The organism is Micromonospora sp. NPDC023644, from assembly GCF_040640115.1.
Taxonomy (GTDB): domain Bacteria; phylum Actinomycetota; class Actinomycetes; order Mycobacteriales; family Micromonosporaceae; genus Micromonospora.
Map to the genome: position 1 here is coordinate 88,411 of NZ_JBFABA010000014.1, position 18,238 is coordinate 106,648.

An 18,238-nucleotide genomic window follows, 5' to 3' on the forward strand; every position below is an offset into this window, starting at 1 on the left:
AGGCCCCCTCCTCGCGGAGGGGGCCTTCGGCGTTCCGGGCTCAGGCGGTCGGGGTGGCCGTGGGCTCGCCGGTCTCCTCCGGGGCGGCCTCGGCCGGCGGCTCGTACGGCAGGGCGCTGCCCTTGACGTACTGCTCCCAGCTCATGTTCCAGTCGGTCCAGCCGTTGCCGTTCTGGAGCTTCCGTTCGGTGCCCTTGACCGTGATCGGGTCGCCGACGCGGGTGTTGGCGAACAGCCAGGCGCCGTTTGCCATCGAGACGTTCACGCAGCCGTGCGAGACGTTCACCCGGCCCTGCTGCCCCTCCGACCAGGGCGCGGCGTGGATGAACTCGCCGCCCCAGGTCAGCCGCTGGGCGTAGTCGATCTTGGTGCGGTAGCCCTCCTCGGGGCCCAGCTCCTCGAAGGTGTCGAAGACCGTCTTGCGCAGCTTCTCGATGACCACCATGGTGCCGCTGGAGGACGGGGTGCTCTTCTTGCCGAGGCTGACCGGGATGGTCTTGATCACGGAGCCGTCCTTCGTGACGGTCATCCGCTTCGTCTTGTTGTCCACCGTCATGACCACCGCCGGGCCGACCTTGATGCCGACGCTGAGGTCGGCCCGGCCGTACCAGCCGTCGCCCAGCGGCAGCCCGCCAGCCTGGACCCGGTAGGAGACCTCGCTGTTCGCCTGCCAGAACTCCTTGGGGCGGTAGCGGATCTCGGTCGGGCTGACCCAGTGCCAGATGCCCTCCTGCGCCGGAGAGGAGGTGACCGTCATCCGGCTCTGCACGTCGTCGCGGTAGTCCTCCGGGATGGCCCGGCTGAACTTGACGATCAGCGGCATGCCGACGCCGACGACCTGGTCGTCACCCAGGAAGCTGCTGATCCGGACCTGCTTGCCGGGCTTCGCCATGGTGGTGAAGGTGCTGGTCGCCGTGGCGGGCCGGCCGTCGTCGCCGGTCGCGGTCACCGTCGCGGTGTACGTCTCGCCGTACTCCAGCGTGCCGGCGGGCAGCCAGCTCTTCCCGTCGGCGGCCAGCTCGCCCTCGACGGCCGCACCGGCGGAGTCCTTCAGCTCGACGGTGGTCTCCTCGGCCCCCGTGGCGGTGAACGTGATGCCGGTCGACGCGGGCACGTCCTTCGCGTCGGCCTTGGGCTCGACGATGGTGGCCGCCGCCTTGGGCGGAGCGGGCTGGTCGTCGCCGTTCTGCCAGCCCGAAGGCTTGCCCCCACCGCCGTCGGTGCAGGCGGAGGCCAGCGCGAGCGTCACGGCGAGCACCGCCGCCGCGAACCCGCGGCGTCGCCCGTCCCGCCGGTCGCCTCCGCGCCGGATCAGCTGGTCCTGGACAGCTCGCATGATTCCCTCACAGTCGTGGTCCCCGGTTGCCCATCGTCCCTCACTGACGCACCGGGACAGGTACCCGTTCCGCAAGGTGAACCGAAACACGCCGTACGAGATGTCCGAATGTTGATAAGATCCGGGGCTTTTCCGAGGTCGGCTCGCCTTCCCCGGCGCGCGCCGTTCGCGACCGGGCCCGGGAGCGCGGAGGGAGGCCCGCGCCGGCATCGGTACGGGCGGTGCCGCGGCCGGGCCCACGAGGACGGCGACCGGCCCGCGGGCGCGGGCCGGTCGCCGGATCGTCGGTGGAGGGCCGCCCTAGAAGGCGGACCCCTCGCCGGCCTCGGGCACCGGCACGGCGCTGCCCTTGACGAACTCGGACCAGCTCAGGCTCCACGCCGTCCAGCCGTTGCCCGGCGCCAGCCTGCGCTCGGTGCCCGTGATGGTGATCGGGTCGCCCACCTTGGTCTTCCCGAACAACCAGCGGGCGTTCGCCATGGAGACGTTGACGCAGCCGTGCGAGACGTTCACCCGGCCCTGCTGCCCCTCCGACCAGGGCGCCGCGTGAATGTACTCGCCACCCCAGGTGAGCCGCTGGGCGAAGTCGATCTCCGTGACGTAGCGGTTCGCCGGGTCCGGATCGTCGCGCGTGTCGAAGACCGTGGACTCCTTCTTCTCCATCACGACCATCGTGCCGCTGGAGGAGGGGGTCTTCTTCTTGCCCAGGCTCACCGGCAGGGTGCGGACCACCTGGCCGTCCTCGTACACCGTCATCTTCTTGGTGGCGTTGTCCACCTTCATCTCGAAGGCCTGGCCGATCTTGGCCGTCGCCGTACGGTCGACGTTGCCGTAGCGGCCGTTGCTCAGCGGGATGCCGGCCAGCGCGATCCGGACGGTGAGCGTGGTGCCGGGCTTCCAGTACTCCGGCGCGCGGTAGTAGGCCTGGGTGCCGTTCTCCACCCAGTGCCAGGCGCCCGGCTGCGGCGGATCGGTCTGCACGAACATGCGCTTCTGCACCGCCGCCCGGTCCTTCTTCGGGATCCCCGGGTGGAACTCGGTGACCACCGGCATCGCGACGCCGTAGGTCTTGTCGTCGAAGAGGTAGAGACCGGAGCTGATCACCGACCTGGGCTTCGCCATCGTCGTGAAGGTGCTCGTGCCCTGGCTGGTCACCCCGTCGGGGCCGGTGGCCGTGACCGTGGCCGTGTAACGGGTGCCGTACTTGAGCGGCTTCGACGGCACCCAGGACGAGCCGTCGGCGCGCAGCCGCCCCTCGACCTGGCCGCCGTTGGCGGCGGTCAGCGTGACGCCGGACACCTTCCCGCCGCCGGGCACCTCGGCGCTGATCTCGGAGCTGACCGGCCGGTTCTTCCCCCCGTCGGCCGGGCTCACCGTCAGCGGCGGACCGCTGGGCGCGGCCGGGGTGTCGGGCTCGCCCGTCGTGCCCTCCGCACCCGGTGTGGCGGACGCCGCCGGCGCGGTGCCGCCGACGAACTCCGCCTTCTTCTTCTGCTCCGCGCCGCAGCCCGTCAGAGCCAGCGACGCCACCAGGCCGAGGGCGCCCACCATCGCCCCGGCCCGCGCGAACATGCCCATCCCCACCTCTGTTCTCGCGTACCTGGCGCACATCGTGCCGCATGGGCGCCGCAAGTCCGCCCCCTGTCGTCGTCCGCCCGGCGGGTTTGTCGCTGTATGCCCGTTAAGCTCGGCCGAAGGGGGGAGCCGGGGATCGGATTGGAACCCCCCTCGGGGTGCGTGCTAATGTTCTCCCCGTTGCCAGCGAGCGCCGCTAGCTCAACTGGCAGAGCAGCGGACTCTTAATCCGCGGGTTCGGGGTTCGAGTCCCTGGCGGCGCACCAGCAATAAAGGCTCTGGCCTGGTGGTTTCCACCCGGCCGGAGCCTTTTTCGTGTCCGCAGCGATGGCGGGGCGCTCGCCGAACCAGGTCATGGCCCCGGCAACCGTAAGCGGACAAACCTCACTTCACGACCGGCGACCCTGGCCCGATACCTTGTCGGCATGCGGATCCATACGCTGCTGGACACCGCCGCGCGACGGCATCCTCAGCGCACCGCGGTCGTCGACCGAGGTCACCGGTGGAGCTACGAGGAACTCCGGCAGCGCAGCGTCAACCTCGCCGCTCTGTTCCAGGCGCTCGGACTGCGGCCCGGGGACCGGATCGCCGTGCGCTCTGGCGGTGCGGGCTTCGCCGCGATCCTGTTCGCGGCGGCGTACGCGGACCTCACGCTGGCACCGCTGTCGGCCGGGATGCGTCCGTTCCAGCTTCGGGCGGTGCTCGCTGACATCGATCCCGCCCTCGTGATTGGCGTCGACCCCGCAGCGGTCGGCGTTCCCACCCTCGCCCGGTCGTCGACGCGATTCAGGGAGATCTCGGAGACGCTCGACGCGCCGGTCGTGGACTGGCACCGCACCGCGGCCAGCCGCACCGGCGGCGGCCAGGCGGCGCTGGCTTTCCTGATGTACACGTCCGGCAGCAGCGCGCAGCCGAAGGGCGTGATGTGTCCGCACGATCGCGTCCTCTTCGCGACCAGGGCGATCGGGCAGTCGCTGAACTACCGGTCGGACGACGTCGTGCTCTCCTGCGTGCCGCCCTCGTTCGACTACGGGCTCTACCAGATCCTGCTCACCACGGCTGCCGGCGCCCAGTTGGAGACGCTTGGGCCGGGAGAGGGATTGGCCCTACTCGACCGGATAGCCAGTTCGCGGGCCACCGTGGTGCCCGTGGTGCCGGAGATCGCCACGGCGCTGCTCCGGCTGGCGGCCAGGACGGCACTGCCGGCGCCGCAGCCGGTCAGGCTGTTCACGAACACCGGCGCTCGGATGTCGCCGCGGCTCGCCGACGGGCTGCGTGGTGCGTTCCCCGGCGCTGCCGTGGCGCACATGTACGGACTGACCGAGTGTAAGCGGGCCACGATCCTGGAGCCGGACGGCGACCTGCTGCGCCCGGGGTCGGTCGGTCGGGCGATTCCCGACACCGTCGTGCGGATCGTCGACGGCCGGGGGCGACCCGTGCCCGTCGGGCAGGTCGGCGAGGTCGTCGTCGAGGGTGAGCACGTGATGGAGGGATACTGGCGCGACGGGAAGCTCAGCGCCGCCACCTTCCAGGTCGCTGGGGGCAGGCGGCGACTGCGTACGGGTGACCGTGGACGCCTGGACGTGGACGGCTACCTGTACCTGCACGGTCGGCAGGACGACGTCTTCACGCACCGCGGCGTGCGGTCGAGCGTCGCCGAACTCGAGGCGGCGGCCCTCGATGTCGCCGGTGTCGACGGAGCCGCCGTCGTGCCGCCCGAGGAGGAGGGGCCGCTGACCCTCGTGGCAGCTACCGCACTGCCGGCTGACACCGTGCTGACGGAGTTGGCGCGTCGCCTCGAACCGGCGAAGGTGCCGGACCGCTGCGTCACGGTTGATGCCCTGCCGATTACCCAGCGTGGCAAAGTGGATCGGTCGCGGCTGCGCGAGATCATCCTTGCCTGACGGCCCCTCACCCCCGCCCACGTGCGCAGACCTTGACGGCCCTCTGGTAGTTGGTACCCTCTCGGTCTTGACCTTGATCTCTGGTCGGTGACCCTGTGCTGGGATGAGGACCCATATGTCGTCGAGACAGGCTCATCCTGAGCCGCTCAACCCTGACACCGCTGTGGTCCTTCCGCTACTACCGGGACAGCTCGCCCACTACCGCGCACTCGCCGAGGGCGGGCCGGAGGCCGACGTGTCGCTCTGGATGTCCTACCGGGTCACCGGCCCGCTGGATGTCTCCGCCTTCGTCGCCGCGGTGCGGTCGACGGTCACGAGGCACGCGGCGCTTCGCATCGGCGTGACCACGGTTGAAGGCACGCCCGTCCAGTGGATCCGGCCGGTGCCGGAGAGCGGCCGACTCGTCGAACTGAGGCAGGTGACGGCGAAGGACGTGGAGCAGTTCACGCGGTACGTGCGGGCCGTCCTCGCCGCGGATCTCCGGCACCCCTTCGACCTGGCCGTCGAGTACCCGTTCGTCGTCCGGTTGCTGCGGTTGTCCCCGACGTCGCACGCTGTGCTCGGGGTGTTCTCCAGCTACGCCGTCGACGCCACCGCCCGGATGAACGTCGTACGCGGGCTGTGGGACGCGTACTTCAGCCGCGAGACCGATGTTGAGCCGGGGGACGCCGAGTACCGCGCCGCGGTGACCGGCCAGGCCGCCGCTGCCACCTCGGAACGCTCGCACGCGGTATCCGCCTACTGGCGGCAGCGTGGTCCGTGGCTGCCGCCCCGGTGCCAGCTGTTCCCGGGTCTCGGCGGGCCGGCCACGCCTACCGCCCGCAGTGAGCTGCTGTGCATCGATGGTGACACCTGGACGGGCCTGCGTGATCAGTGGCAGGCGTCCGGCTTCACCTCTGTGCAGCGGCTCCTCGCGGTGTTCGCGGCCACCGTGTTCCTCGTGACCCCGCAGGACCGCATCGTCGTCGCGATGAAGCTGAACGGCAGGCGCCACGCGGACCGTGGCGTCGTCGGCATGTTCGACGTCATCGTGCCGGTGGTCCTTGACCGGCCGGCCCGGCCTGCCGACCTGCTGTCGGAGGTTCGGCGGGAGTTGTTGTCGGCGATCTCGCGCCGCAACGTCACCCGGCAGGCGTTGGACGACATGTGGGCGACGGCGGCCCGGCGCCTGGGCCGTCCGGTCCACCAGACCCTGCTCATGACGTACCTGGAGGACAACGCCGATCGGGAGCCTCCGGCCGACGGTGACGTCACCATCGAGCGTGGCGCGTACTCGCCGACGTTCCACCGGACCGCCGACGGCCTGCGGATCGCCGCCACCGAGCAGCCCGACCGACTGCGCGTCCGGCTGACCGCCGATGGCGAGACCATGTCGGAAGACACCTTCACCCGGTTCGTCGCCGCCTTCCGGGCACGCTTGAGTGGGGACGATTCCCACCTCGTCGCGCCGGCACCGAGCCAGCACCAGGACCAGGGCCCGCAGCTGACGCCACTGCGGGCACCCGACGGTACGGTCGTGCTCGTCGTCGACCTGGCCGAGGTGACCGCGGCGCTCGACTCGCATCCCGCGGTGGCCTCCGCCCGGGCCTTCGTGGAGACCGCGGAGGATGGTGGGTCGCGGCTCGCCGCCGAGGTGACGACCGCCGGTGTCCACGTCACGGCGGACGAGCTCGCCGACCATGTCCGTTCCGCCGTCGCGCGCCGGCCGTTCCTGGCGGTTCCCACGCGTGTCGCGGTGGTGTCCGGCACAGCCGCCGAAGAACGGTCCGAGGCGCTATCCATGGATGGAGTTGGTTGAGCGGTGGAGAGCACCCACGCCGACACGGTGATCGACGAGGAAACGCTTGACGTGGTGGTGAAGCGGGTCCTCGCCGTGCCGCCACCCGGCGCCGCGCCGCACTACACCGCCGCAATGCAGTTGGCCGAGCTGGAGATCGACAGCCTCGTCGTCGCGGAACTCATCGTCGAGTTCGAGCAGGTGCTGGGCGTACTGCTGGACGTCGTCGCCGTCGACCGGATGGAGACGCTCGGCGATCTCTGCCGGGCACTGCGACCAGCAGCGGGTTGAGCTGTGCCGGTGGCTACGAGTGACGACCTGTCGGGGCAGCGGATCGCCCGGCTGCGAGACGCGGTCGCGGCGACCGGCCTGCGCCACCTCGCGGTCGAGGTGACGGCCGGGCCGGACCTGGTGGTCGCGCTGCGCGCGCTCCGCCCGCTCGACGCGTCCGTCGTCGTGGTGGGTCCGACCACCGCCGCGTCGGCGCTGGCGGACCTGCGGCCGCAGGCCGTGCTGGACGTCACGACCGGGCGGATCCGGCCCACCGGGCATGCCGACCAGGGCTCCGGCGGAAGGCCGGGAGGACTGTGGATCTTCTCGTCGGGCACCACCGGTACCCCGAAGCCGACCTACTGGCCCTGGCAGGACCTGAGCCGCGGCGTCGACTGGGACACCGCGCACGGCGACGAGCGGTGGGGGATCGGATACGCACCCTTCACCTACGCCGGCGTGCAGGCCGTGAGCCAGGCGTTGGGAAGGGCCGGCCGCGTCGACTTCCTCACGCCCACCGACCTGGCCGTCGGGACGGGCGCGCGCTACGACGTCGTCGCCGGTACCCCGTCGTTCTGGCGGATGGCGGCGCTGCACCGGGGGACCGACGCCGCCCGACCGCGGGTGCACACCGTCTCGATGGGCGGCGAACCGGTCGACGCGCACCTGCTTCAGCTGATCGAGTCGGCGTTCGCGCCGCAGCGCGTCCTGCAGATCTACGCCAGCACCGAACTGGGCCGGATCGCCACCGTCACCGACGGGCTTCCGGGCCTGCCGCTCTCCGTCCTCGACGGGTACGGGCAGACCGGTAAGGCCCTGGCCGTACGTGACGGCGAACTGCTGGTGTCGTCGGCTCCCGGCGCACCGTACCTGCCGACCGGGGACGCGGCCGTCGTCCGCGACGGACGACTGCACGTCCTCGGGCGACGCGGCGAGGTCATCAACGTGGGTGGGGTGAAGGTCGTGCCCGGCCACGTGGCCCGGCTCCTGCAGGAACACCCGGAGGTCGTCGCGGCCCGGGTCTACCCGGTGCGCAGCAGCGTGCTCGGCGCCGTCGTCGGCGCCGACATCGTCACGCTGCCGGGAACCGACCGTGACCTGGTCGTCCAGCGGGTCAGGGCCCATGCCCGCCGCGTACTGGCCCCGGCGGAACAGCCGCGCCGCGTCACCGTCGTCGACGAGATCCCGATGGCGTTGTCCGGGAAGGCGGCCCGCGGTGAGTGAGGCGCTCGGAACGGTGTTCGTCACCGGCGGTTCGCGGGGGATCGGGCTGGCGGTCACCCGTCAGCTGCTCACCGCCGGATACCGGGTGGTCGCCGTGTCGCGGACCGTCTCCCGCGAGTTCGCGGACCTGCGGGAGGCCGTCGGTGATCCGCTGACGTTCGTCGCCGCCGATCTCACCCGCGGCGACGATCGGATCGCGGTGGCCAACCGGCTGCGGGAGTGCGCCGATCTCCACGGTCTGGTCAACAACGCCGGGGTGGCGAGCGCGGCCCTGCACGTGGCCGCCGCACGATCGGACGCGAGCCGGATGTGGCAGCTCAACGTCGAGGTCCCGATGTCCCTGTGTCAGGCGGCGGTCAAGGCGATGTACCGCAGTGGGGGACGCATCGTCAACATCACCTCGATCGCGGCCCACCGGACCTTCCGCGGACTCGGCGCGTACACGGCGACGAAGTGTGCTCTCGAAGGGTTCTCCAGGGTGCTCGCGGCCGAGGTCGGCAGCCGGGGCATCACGGTCAACTGCGTCGCCCCGGGATTCATCGACACCGACATGACCGCGTCGATCGACGACGGCCTGCGCGCCGCGATCGGCCGGCGCAACATGCTCGACCGGGCCGCCACCACCGCCGACGTGGCGCGGTCGGTGGAGTTCCTGCTCTCACCCGCCGCGGAGGCCATCACCGCGCAGGTGCTCCGGGTCGACGCGGGCAGCGCCGGATGAGCACGCTGGACAGGGCCGGGCAGGCGGAACAGGCCCCCGCGCCGGCGGAGGCGACCAGCCCACCGACGGAGTTCACCAACCGACGGCAACGCTTCCGGCGCGAGGCGTTGCGTCACCACGGCGTCAACCGGGACGCCGGGGACGCGGTGGAGCTGAGCTGGCGGGCGCTGCCCGGCCTGGCCGCGTTGCGCGGCCTGCGGTGGCGCAACGTGCGGGCCGCGCTGCGGGTCTCGCGCAACCGGGTGCCGGTCGTGCTCCAGTCGCAGATGAGCGAGTGCGGGGCCGCCGCGCTGGCGATGGTCCTCGCCTACTTCGGCCAACCCGTTCCCCTCGACGTCCTGCGCACCGAGACCAACACAGGCCGGGACGGGGTCGCCGCCCGCGCGATGCTCGGCGCCGCGCGGCGGCGCGGCCTGGTCGCCCGCGGAGTCCGGGTCTCCATCGACGGGCTGCGCAACCTGCCGCCGGCGACCATCCTCTTCTGGAACTTCGTGCACTTCGTCGTGTTGGAGCGGGTGACCGACAGCCACCTGTACATCGTCGACCCGGCCTTCGGGCGACGCAAGGTCAGCCTGGCCGAGGCCGGCAAGGCGTTCACCGGCGTGGCGCTGGAGTTCCATCCACCGGTCGGCGCCACGACGACGCGGCGAAGGTCCGACAGCCGGCACCTCGGCGCGAGCCGCCTGCCGTACCTGTCGAGGTTCTTTCCGCGTACGGCCGCCTGGCTTCCCCTCGCGCTGACCTCGGTCGCGCTGACCCTGTGTGGCCTGGCGGTGCCGGCCGCCTCCTCCTACGTCGTGCAGCAGGCGAGCCAGCCCGGCGAGCCGGTCAGCGCCTGGCTGCTCGTCGGGGCGGCGATCGCGCTGTTCGCGATGTACTTCTGGATGCAGGCCGTGCGCCGGATGGCCCTGCTGTCCATCCAGACCCTCGCCGACAAGTCGGTGACGCTGGGAGCGATCCACCACCTTGTCTCCCTGCCGTTCGACTACTTCGCCCAACGCCACACCGGTGACCTCTCCATGCGGGTCCGCACCAGCAACACCGTCCGCCAGATCCTGACGGGATCCGCGCTGTCGGCCGTGCTCGACGGGGTGCTGGTACTGGTGTACGGCGGGCTCATCGTCATCGCGGACCTGCGTCTCGGCGCGCTGGTGCTCACCCTCGCCGTCGCTCAGCTCGCTCTGCTCGCGTTCAGCTGGCGGAAGCAGGAGTACCTGACCGCGGCGTTGTTGGAGGCGCAGGCGAAGAGCCACACCGAGCTGTTCCAGTTGCTGGACAGCGTGCCGACGCTGAAGGCCTCCGGGCTGGAGGGCGCCGCGGCGGAGAACTGGAGCCACAGCTTCGCCGCCGAGGTGAACGCCAGAACCCGCAGCCGGCGGTTCCTCGGCCTGTGCGAGGCCGCCAGCAGCGCGATCCAGTTCCTCGCCCCGCTCACCGTGCTCGCCGTCGGTCTGATCCTGCTCGAACGCGGCGAGATCTCCCTGTCCCGGGTGGTCGGCTTCTCTGCCCTGGCCGTGGGAATGTTCGTACCGCTGGCGAGCCTCGTGCAGACCGGCCTGGAGGTCGCCGGCCTGCGCGCCACGTTGAGCCGGCTCGCCGACATCCTGGACGCGCGACCGGAGGCCGGGCCGGACGCGGTGGTGCCGTCCCGGGTCACCGGCGCCATCGCGCTCGACGGCGTGCGGTTCGCCTACCCCGGTGCGCGATCGCCGACGCTCGTGGACATCGACGCACAGATCGCGCCCGGGCAGTTCACCCTCATCCTCGGTGAGTCCGGCTCCGGCAAGTCGACCCTCGCCATGCTGCTGGCGGGGCTCTACCTGCCCACCGCCGGCACGGTGTCCCTCGACGGCACGCCGATGGAGCAGCTCGATCGGCCGGCCGCGCGGCGGTCGATGGCGTACGTCCGGCAGGACGCCCGGTTGTTCGCCGGGACCATCCGGGAGAACATCGCGCTCGGCCGGCCGGAATCCTCCCTCGAGGACGTCATCGCCGCTGCCCGGTTGGCCGAGGTCCACGACGACATCGACGCGATGCCGATGCGGTACGAGACGCTCCTCGGCAGTTCCGGGGCGGGCCTGTCCGGCGGACAGATCCAACGCCTCTCGCTGGCCCGGGCCCTGCTCCGCAACTCCGAGCTGCTGATCCTCGACGAGGCGACCAGCGCCCTCGACCGGCTCACCGAGGACCGGATCATGGCCAACCTGCGCGGAACGGGGCGCACCCTGGTGGTCATCGCCCACCGGCTCTCCCACCCCGAGGCCGCCGACCAGATCCTCGTGATGAGCGACGGCAGGCTCGTCCAGCGCGGCCGGCACGAGGACCTGATGGCCGAGGACGGCCCGTACCGTCGGCTGGCGGGGGTGGCGTCGTGACCGCGACGCCGTGGCTCGATCGCCAAGCGCTCGACGCCCTGCTGCCGCTGATCCTCCAGGTGCCGGACGCCCACCGGCGGTTCGAGGTGGACGGCGCCACGGCCGCCGCCGAGTACCAGCTCGACGGGCCGGGCGTCGACACCCTCGTCGCCGCCGGCCTGCCCTCGGCGCCCGGCGCGGACGGCCCCCTGTTCGACGCCACCGACCTGCGCAACGTCACGACACATCTGGACCCCCGCTCGCGCGGGCGGAAGGTCCTGTCCTGGTGGTTCCGTGAGCTGGAGCGCCCTGGCGCCGACGCCCGCTACCGGATGGACTACGCGGCGCGGTGCCCGGATCCCGGGCACGACGAACCATGCCGGTACCGCCTGGCGGTACCGGAGGACGACTGGCACGAAACGGCCGCGCCGGCGGCTGGCGGCGTCCTGCACTCGGTGACGTTCGACCGGCCACGTACCTGGCCGGAACTGCCGGCCGCGCTGCTCGACCTGCTGGCGGAGACCCGGCACATCCGGTTCCTCTGGCTGCCGGAGACGTTGCGCGAAGCCAGCGGCTTCGTCCGAGACACCGGCATCGGCGACTGTATCGGCGTGGCCCACCTGCTGGTCGAGGAGGCCGGCAGCCGGGGACTGACCGCCCGGTTCTCGTACGGCAGATCCCTGACCCCACCGATCTCGGCGTCGCACTCGTGGGCGGAGTTCCTTGTCGACGGGGTCTGGGTTCCTGTCGACCCGGTGCTGCTGGACGTCCTGCGGCAGTGGGGGGTGGCCGGGCCGCAATGGCACCGGAACCGTTCGCTCGGCGCCATCCTCGGCCGCGTCGGAGCCGAACGCCGCGACCTCGTGGCCCACGCCGGTCAGCCGATCCAGGCGAAATTTCCAACCTACCGCGACACAGGAGGGCGAAATGGTGGACTGGCCACCCGCCTTTGAACCGCTCATCCGGCAGCGCAGTCGGCTGCTCGGTGCCGACGCGCCCCTGGACCCCGACCAGGGCCTGACCGAGCTGGGGGTCGACTCGCTGGAAGTGGTCGAGTTGATCGTCAATCTGGAGACCGAGTTCGACATCGAATTCCCACCCGAGTTGCTGCAGCCGGAAGTGTTCGCGACCCCGGGCACCATCTGGCAAGCGGTCAGGAGCCTCATGTGACCGGCACCGTCGATCAGGGGCACGGAACCCTGCCGCAGAGCTGGGCGCGACTCGCCACGGTGGCCGCCAGGTTGAGCGACCAGTCACGGGACCAGCGCTACCACGTCTTCGACATCTTCGACTGGCCGGCCGAGCTACCGGCCGACCAGTTCTGGATGAGCCCGGAATTGACGACGTGTTACGGCACCGCGGTGTGGGACCGGCTCTCGGACGCCGAGCGGATGCGCCTGACCCAGGCCGAGGCGGTGAACTTCTTCAGTCTCAACGTCCATCTCATCCGCGAGCTGATCGGCGAGGTGGCCGGGCGGATATATGACACGCGGTACCCGGGACTTTCGGAGTTCTTCCACGACTTCATTCACGAAGAGAATGAACACATGTGGTTCTTCGCCCAGTTCTGCAACCGGTACGGGGGGAAGGTATACAAGACGAAACGCGTCGCCGGGAACGCCGTCGAGGGCAATCCCGCCATTCGTGACGTCATGATCTTCGGTCGCATCCTCGTCGCCGAGGAGTTGTGCGACTACTACAACGCGAAGATGGCGACCGACACCCGGCTGCCCGAGATCGCGCAGCGGATCAACGCCGTCCATCACCAGGACGAGTCGCGACACATCGCGTTCGGCCGGCAGATGATGCGGGCGCTGTACGAGGAGGCGACGCAGAGCGCGACGCCGGAGGAATTGTCGAGGGCCGCGACATATCTGTCGCGCTATGTCAGCTCCTGCCTACGCGCGTTCTACCACCCGGCGGTGTACGCGGACGCCGCCCTCCCCGGGGCGAAGCAGATCCGCTCCGAACTGCTCGACGACCCGTACCGTCAGGAGTTCCACCGGACCGTCATGCACAAGACCAGCCGGTTCTTCGACCGGATGGGGCTCTTCACGGAAGACATGGTCGCCTGGTGACCGGTCAGCTGCCGCAACGCCTCCTGCACGAGTGGTTCCTGGCCGGGCTGGCGGTGGCGCCGGACCGCGTCGCGCTGCGGATCGGTCGGCAGGAGTGGACGTACGCGGAACTGGACCAGGTGGCTCGGCGCTGGGCGGGCGGGCTGACCGGGTGCGGGGCGCGAACCGTCGGCATCCTCGCGGTGCGCAGCATCGAGTCGTACGCCGGGCTCCTCGCCACGCTCTACGCCGGCGCGACGGCGGTGCCGCTCAGCCCGGGCTTCCCCGCCGCGCGTACCTGCCGGATGGCGGTGCTGGCCGGAGTCGACACGCTGATCGCCGACCGGTCGGCGGCGGCGACGCTCCCGCACCTCACGGCGGCCCTGCCCGACCTCCGGATCGCGACGCAGGCCGCGACGCCGCTGGACGTCCTGCCCCGGGCCGGGTACGCGGACGCGGCGTACGTGCTGTTCACCTCCGGCTCCACCGGCCAGCCCAAGGGCGCGCCGATCACGCACGCCAACATGGACAGCTTCCTGCGGTACACCCTCGGCCGTTACGACCTCGGCCCGGGCGACGTCTGCTCGCAGACCTTCGACCAGACCTTCGACCTGGCGATGTTCGACCTGTTCGTGGCCTGGGGTGCGGGTGCGACCGTGTTGTCCACGCCGCCGCAGGTGTTCACCGCGCTGCCGGAGTTCCTGGCCAGCGAGCGCGTGACTTTCTGGTTCTCCGTGCCCAGCGCCATCGCCCTGGTGCGGCGCCGGGGCGGGCTGACTCCCGGCTCGATGCCGACGCTGCGGTGGAGCCTGTTCTGCGGTGAGGCGCTGCGCGTGACGGATGCCCAGGAATGGCAGCGGGCGGCGTCGGGATCGCTGGTGGAGAACCTGTACGGCCCGACCGAGCTGACCATCGCCTGTTCCGCGCACCGGCTGTCCGCCGAGTCGGCCGACCTCGCCGTGCACGGAGTCGTCCCCATCGGCGCGCCGTACCCGCATCTGCGGTACCGGATCGCCGAGGACGGCGTCGACGGCAGCGAGGGCGAGCTGTGCGTGACCGGGCAGCAGATGTTCCCCGGGTATCTCGACCCCGCCGACGACCAGGGTCGCTTCCACGACGGCGACGCGGTGCGCTGGTACCGCACCGGCGACCGGGTCCGGCAGCTCGCCGGCGGCGAGCTCGTCTACCTCGGCCGGATGGACCGGCAGGTGAAGGTCCGCGGCTACCGGGTCGAGCTGGACGAGCTGGAGTGGCACGTCGGGCAGTTGCCCGGTGTGGAACGGGCCGTGGCGGTGGCGTTCGAGGCGGCCGGGCGGACGGAACTCGCGGTGTTCTACGTCGGCACCCCGGGCGTGGACATCCGCCGCCCGATCTCCGCGATCCTGCCGGGCTACATGGTGCCGCTGCTGTGCCGCGACGTCGACGCGTTCCCGCACACGGCGAACGGCAAGATCGACCGTACGGTGCTCGCCGCGCGGGCCCGGGACCTCATGGCCGGCGGACAGGTCGCGCATGCGTGAGAGCCAGCTGCGTCCGTTGGCCGACGCCGCGATCGGGGCGATGCTCTCCATCCGGCGCTTCGAGTACGCGGTCCTCGACCTGCTCGGCCGCGGACTGATCAAGGGCACCAGCCACACGTGTCTGGGCCAGGAGTACATCCCGGTCGCACTCGAGTCCCTGCTGCGTCGCGACGACGAGGTGTTCAGCAACCACCGGGGGCACGGACACTACCTGGCACGGTACGACGATCCGGCGGGCCTGCTCGCCGAGCTCGCGGGTCGGGAGGGCGCGTTGTGCGGCGGGATGGGCGGGTCACAGCACATCCACCGCCCCGGCTTCATGTCCACCGGTGTCCAGGGGCAACTGGTGCCGGTCGCGGTGGGCGCCGCCTTCGACATGCGGCGCACCGGCACGACCTCGATCTCGGTGGTGTACGTCGGGGACGGCACCTGGGGCGAGGGGGTGGTGTACGAGGCGCTCAACCTCGCCGCGCTCTGGCGGACACCGATGGTCGTCGTCGTCGAGCACAACGGGATCGCCCAGTCGACGCCCACGTCGGCGCAGATGGCCGGTAGCGTCGCCGACCGGTGTGCCGCCTTCGGCATCCGGCACGTCAGGGTGACCGGTGTCGACGTCGAAGCGATCCGGGCCACCCTGGGACCGCTCGTCGCCGCCGTACGCCACGACGGCTCTCCGCTGGTGGTCGAGTTCGACACGGTACGGCTCGGGCCGCACAGCAAGGGCGACGACACCCGCACGTCGGCGGAGCTCGACGCCGTCGCCGGGCGGGACTGGTACCCCCGGTACCGGGCGGCGTTCCCGGAGCAGGTCGACCGGCTCGACGCGGCGGCGACCGAGAGGATCCGCACCGTGGTCGAGTCGGTACTCTCCCGGCCGTTGATCGGCGCCGGCCATGGCTGACCAGACCGTGGAGCGGGTCGGGGAGAACCTCAACCGCGCCCTGGCGACCCTGCTCGCGGAGCGACCGGACCTCCACCTGATCGGCGAGGACGTCGCCGACCCGTACGGTGGCGCCTTCGGCGTCACCCGCCGGCTCTCCACCGACCACCCCGAGCGGGTGCTCAGCACCCCGATCAGCGAGCAGGCGATCGTGGGCTTCGCGGTCGGCCTGGCCCTGCGCGGCCGGGAGGCGGTGGTCGAGGTGATGTTCTCCGACTTCGCCACGTTGTGCTTCGACCAGATCGTCAACCTCGCCAGCAAGGTGGTCACGATGTACGGCCGGCCGGTGCGGATGCCGCTGGTCGTCCGGTGCCCGACGGGGGGCAACCGCGGATACGGGCCCACCCACAGCCAGAGCCTGCAGAAGCACTTCATCGGCGTCCCCAACCTCGCCGTACACGAGATGAGCCCGGTGCACGACGGGCACGCCACGCTGGCCCGGATCCTCGACGCGGCGGTTCCCGCGCTGTATTTCGAGGACAAGGTCCTCTACGGCCGGCGGCGGTTCGGCGCGGCGGCCGGAGACGAGCTGTTCCAGTGCGCGCGGATCGGTGGCGCCTGCGACTTCGCGGAGCTGGGCGTGCGCGGGGTCGACCAGGTGGACGTCGTGGTCATCGCACCGGGCGGCCTCACCGACAGGGTGCTCGGCGCGATGCGCGGCGCCTATCTGAACGACGAGATCGCGGTACGGGCCGTGGTGCCGTCACGGCTCTACCCGTTCGACCCCGCGCCGCTGGCTCCGCTGGTCGCCGCAGCCGGACGGGTGGTGGTCGTCGAGGACGCGGCGGCCGGCGGCACGTGGGGGGCCGAGGTGGCCCACACCATCCACCAGCAGATGTGGGAGGTGCTGTCCCAGCCCGTCCGGCTGCTGCACGCGCCGGCGCGCACCATCCCCGCCGCACCTCACCTGGAGCGTGCGGTGCTGGTCCAGGAGGACGACATCCGCGCCACGGTGACGGCGGTCGTCGGTGGGTGACATCCGGCTGCCGCGGCTCAACGCGACCGACGAGGAGTACACGCTGACCGAGTGGCTGGTCGGTGACGGGGCGCCGGTCGAGGCGGGCACCGCAGTGGCTCTGGTGGAGACCTCCAAGGCTGCGCACGAACTCGTCACGGACGACGCCGGCCTGCTGTGGCAGCGGATGCCCGCACCCTCGACCTGCCGTCCGGGGGAGGTGGTGGCGACCGTCGGCGCGGACGACCGCCCGTCGCCGGCACCGCAGACCGTCGATCCGGATCCGACCACCGTCACCGTCACCATCACCGAGCCGGCCCGGCGGCTGATGGCCGAGAAGGGGGTGACGGAGGCGGCCGTCCGGTCGCTCGGCAAGCCGCTCATCGCGCGGTCGGACATCGAGCAGCTCGTCGCCGGGCAGGAGCCGCCGGACACGGCCGAGCGGGTGAGCCTGTCCGCCGTCCAGCGACGGGTCGCCCGTACGGTGTCCACCTCGCATCGCGAGATCCCCACCGCCTACACGGTCGTGAAGGTGGTCGCCGACAGGCTCAAGCAGCGCCTGCGCGACGAGGCGGCAGCCATCGGCTTCGTCGGCGTGCCGGAGCTGGTCGTCAAGGCGACCGCGGCGCGTCGGGCGCAGTTCCCGCTGTGCTTCGCGCGAGCGGAGGGCGATCGGGCGGCGACGGTGCGGCCGGGAGCGCACGTCGGGGTCACGATCGACGTCGGGAAGGGCCTCTATCTGCCGGTCGTCGTCGACGCCGACACCCGGCCGCTGCGGGACGTCGCAGCCGACCTGCTGCGGTTCCGCCGGGCCGCGGCGCGCGGGGAATTCGCCGAAGCGGACCTGGCCGGGTCGAACATCGCGCTCACGATACATACGGAGGCGGACGTCGTGCACGCGCGGCCGATCGTCTTCCCGGAACACACGTGCGCGGTTTCGCTTGCCTCCATGCAGCGCGAGTTGGTGCTTCAGAATGATGGTTCGGTCACGACCAGTGACTATTTCCATCTCGGCCTGGCATACGACCACCGATTTGTCAACGGCCGCTCCGCGGTGGCGTTCCTGCGCGCCGTCAAAGCCGACCTGGAGTCGGGTTGATGGTTACTGTCAGGTGCCGAATGAATGCGGTCGACACGGCATCGGCTTGCGGGCCTTTCGGGGGTATCCTATGGCCTCCAGCCGCGATGGTTGACCGATCGACCGGTCGGGCGGAGATTGACCGGTCGATGCGGGAAGAGGTGAGCCAACATGACCGAGGGTTATTTCGAGGCTGTCGACATGCGGGAGATGGCCGACGACGAGCGGGACGACGTCGTCGGCGGCCCGATTGGCTGCAAGCCGTAACGGTTTTTTCGCTCCATAGGGAAGCCGGCGAGGTTGTGCCCGCCGCCATGGTTGCCCGATCGACCGGTCGGGTGAAAGAAATACCGATGATGCGGGAAGAGGTGAATCAACATGACCGAGGTTTCTTTCGAGGCTGTCGACATCCGTGAGATGGCCGACGACGAGCTGGACGACGTTGTCGGCGGCCCGATGGCCTGCCAGTAATTCCGGCAGGCGGTAGGAGGCGCTTGAGCGGCTTCGCTCAAGCGCCTCCGTCAGTT

General features: G+C 71.1%; 15 protein-coding genes and 1 tRNA gene. 14 read left to right on the forward strand and 2 right to left on the reverse strand.

The annotated features are described in order from the left end of the window. Positions 1 to 40 precede the first annotated feature (40 nt). Both AB0G08_RS13990 and AB0G08_RS13995 read right to left on the reverse strand, forming a co-directional pair. Positions 41 to 1,336, reverse strand: a complete 1,296-nt coding sequence (locus tag AB0G08_RS13990; RefSeq protein WP_358087121.1) for an Ig-like domain-containing protein — start codon at positions 1,334 to 1,336, stop codon at positions 41 to 43. Positions 1,337 to 1,636: 300 nt separating this feature from the next. Further along, positions 1,637 to 2,914, reverse strand: coding sequence for an Ig-like domain-containing protein (locus AB0G08_RS13995; RefSeq protein WP_358087123.1), 1,278 nt, complete (start codon positions 2,912 to 2,914; stop codon positions 1,637 to 1,639). Between the two features lie 187 nt (positions 2,915 to 3,101). Between AB0G08_RS13995 and AB0G08_RS14000 the strand changes: the two genes are divergently transcribed. From AB0G08_RS14000 to AB0G08_RS14065, 14 genes are all read left to right on the forward strand, one after another. After that, positions 3,102 to 3,177 (forward strand) — tRNA-Lys (locus tag AB0G08_RS14000). A gap of 159 nt (positions 3,178 to 3,336) precedes the next feature. Beyond that, positions 3,337 to 4,815 carry a class I adenylate-forming enzyme family protein gene (locus AB0G08_RS14005; RefSeq protein ID WP_358087125.1) on the forward strand — a complete coding sequence of 493 codons (1,479 nt, stop codon included), beginning with the start codon at positions 3,337 to 3,339 and terminating at the stop codon, positions 4,813 to 4,815. Between the two features lie 163 nt (positions 4,816 to 4,978). After that, a complete protein-coding gene (locus AB0G08_RS14010) occupies positions 4,979 to 6,613 on the forward strand; it encodes a condensation domain-containing protein (RefSeq protein ID WP_358087126.1) in 1,635 nt (544 codons plus the stop codon). A 3-nt stretch (positions 6,614 to 6,616) separates the two neighbouring features. Then, on the forward strand, positions 6,617 to 6,883 hold the full coding sequence (locus AB0G08_RS14015; RefSeq protein WP_358087128.1) for an acyl carrier protein: 267 nt from the start codon (positions 6,617 to 6,619) through the stop codon (positions 6,881 to 6,883). 9 nt (positions 6,884 to 6,892) lie between these two features. Further along, positions 6,893 to 8,086, forward strand: a complete 1,194-nt coding sequence (locus AB0G08_RS14020) for a class I adenylate-forming enzyme family protein (protein ID WP_358087130.1) — start codon at positions 6,893 to 6,895, stop codon at positions 8,084 to 8,086. Further along, the gene (locus tag AB0G08_RS14025; protein ID WP_358087132.1) at positions 8,079 to 8,807 is read left to right on the forward strand and encodes an SDR family oxidoreductase; all 729 of its coding nucleotides are present in this window, start codon (positions 8,079 to 8,081) and stop codon (positions 8,805 to 8,807) included. The genes AB0G08_RS14020 and AB0G08_RS14025 overlap by 8 nt, the downstream gene beginning before the upstream one ends. Beyond that, positions 8,804 to 11,182 carry a peptidase domain-containing ABC transporter gene (locus AB0G08_RS14030; protein ID WP_358087134.1) on the forward strand — a complete coding sequence of 793 codons (2,379 nt, stop codon included), beginning with the start codon at positions 8,804 to 8,806 and terminating at the stop codon, positions 11,180 to 11,182. Before AB0G08_RS14025 ends, AB0G08_RS14030 begins: the two co-directional genes overlap by 4 nt. Then, positions 11,179 to 12,114 carry a transglutaminase domain-containing protein gene (locus AB0G08_RS14035; RefSeq protein ID WP_358087136.1) on the forward strand — a complete coding sequence of 312 codons (936 nt, stop codon included), beginning with the start codon at positions 11,179 to 11,181 and terminating at the stop codon, positions 12,112 to 12,114. Before AB0G08_RS14030 ends, AB0G08_RS14035 begins: the two co-directional genes overlap by 4 nt. Then, positions 12,089 to 12,331, forward strand: coding sequence for a phosphopantetheine-binding protein (locus AB0G08_RS14040; protein ID WP_357724402.1), 243 nt, complete (start codon positions 12,089 to 12,091; stop codon positions 12,329 to 12,331). Before AB0G08_RS14035 ends, AB0G08_RS14040 begins: the two co-directional genes overlap by 26 nt. Beyond that, positions 12,328 to 13,239, forward strand: coding sequence for a diiron oxygenase (locus tag AB0G08_RS14045; protein ID WP_358087138.1), 912 nt, complete (start codon positions 12,328 to 12,330; stop codon positions 13,237 to 13,239). Before AB0G08_RS14040 ends, AB0G08_RS14045 begins: the two co-directional genes overlap by 4 nt. Continuing rightward, positions 13,236 to 14,738: an AMP-binding protein gene (locus AB0G08_RS14050; RefSeq protein WP_358087139.1), complete on the forward strand. Its 1,503-nt coding sequence runs from the start codon at positions 13,236 to 13,238 to the stop codon at positions 14,736 to 14,738. Before AB0G08_RS14045 ends, AB0G08_RS14050 begins: the two co-directional genes overlap by 4 nt. After that, on the forward strand, positions 14,731 to 15,639 hold the full coding sequence (locus AB0G08_RS14055; RefSeq protein ID WP_358087140.1) for a thiamine pyrophosphate-dependent dehydrogenase E1 component subunit alpha: 909 nt from the start codon (positions 14,731 to 14,733) through the stop codon (positions 15,637 to 15,639). The genes AB0G08_RS14050 and AB0G08_RS14055 overlap by 8 nt, the downstream gene beginning before the upstream one ends. Continuing rightward, entirely contained in the window at positions 15,632 to 16,654 is a 1,023-nt protein-coding gene (locus AB0G08_RS14060) for a transketolase C-terminal domain-containing protein (RefSeq protein ID WP_358087142.1), read from the forward strand. The genes AB0G08_RS14055 and AB0G08_RS14060 overlap by 8 nt, the downstream gene beginning before the upstream one ends. Then, the gene (locus AB0G08_RS14065) at positions 16,647 to 17,732 is read left to right on the forward strand and encodes a 2-oxo acid dehydrogenase subunit E2 (protein ID WP_358087144.1); all 1,086 of its coding nucleotides are present in this window, start codon (positions 16,647 to 16,649) and stop codon (positions 17,730 to 17,732) included. The genes AB0G08_RS14060 and AB0G08_RS14065 overlap by 8 nt, the downstream gene beginning before the upstream one ends. Positions 17,733 to 18,238: the final 506 nt, after the last annotated feature.

Bases quoted from the DNA above. Each gene is read 5' to 3' on its own strand.
- AB0G08_RS13990 (WP_358087121.1), bottom strand. From the start codon at position 1,336: ATGCGAGCTGTCCAGGACCAGCTGATCCGGCGCGGAGGCGACCGGCGG.
- AB0G08_RS13995 (WP_358087123.1), bottom strand. From the start codon at position 2,914: ATGGGCATGTTCGCGCGGGCCGGGGCGATGGTGGGCGCCCTCGGCCTG.
- AB0G08_RS14005 (WP_358087125.1), top strand. From the start codon at position 3,337: ATGCGGATCCATACGCTGCTGGACACCGCCGCGCGACGGCATCCTCAG.
- AB0G08_RS14030 (WP_358087134.1), top strand. From the start codon at position 8,804: ATGAGCACGCTGGACAGGGCCGGGCAGGCGGAACAGGCCCCCGCGCCG.
- AB0G08_RS14040 (WP_357724402.1), top strand. From the start codon at position 12,089: ATGGTGGACTGGCCACCCGCCTTTGAACCGCTCATCCGGCAGCGCAGT.
- AB0G08_RS14055 (WP_358087140.1), top strand. From the start codon at position 14,731: ATGCGTGAGAGCCAGCTGCGTCCGTTGGCCGACGCCGCGATCGGGGCG.
- AB0G08_RS14060 (WP_358087142.1), top strand. From the start codon at position 15,632: ATGGCTGACCAGACCGTGGAGCGGGTCGGGGAGAACCTCAACCGCGCC.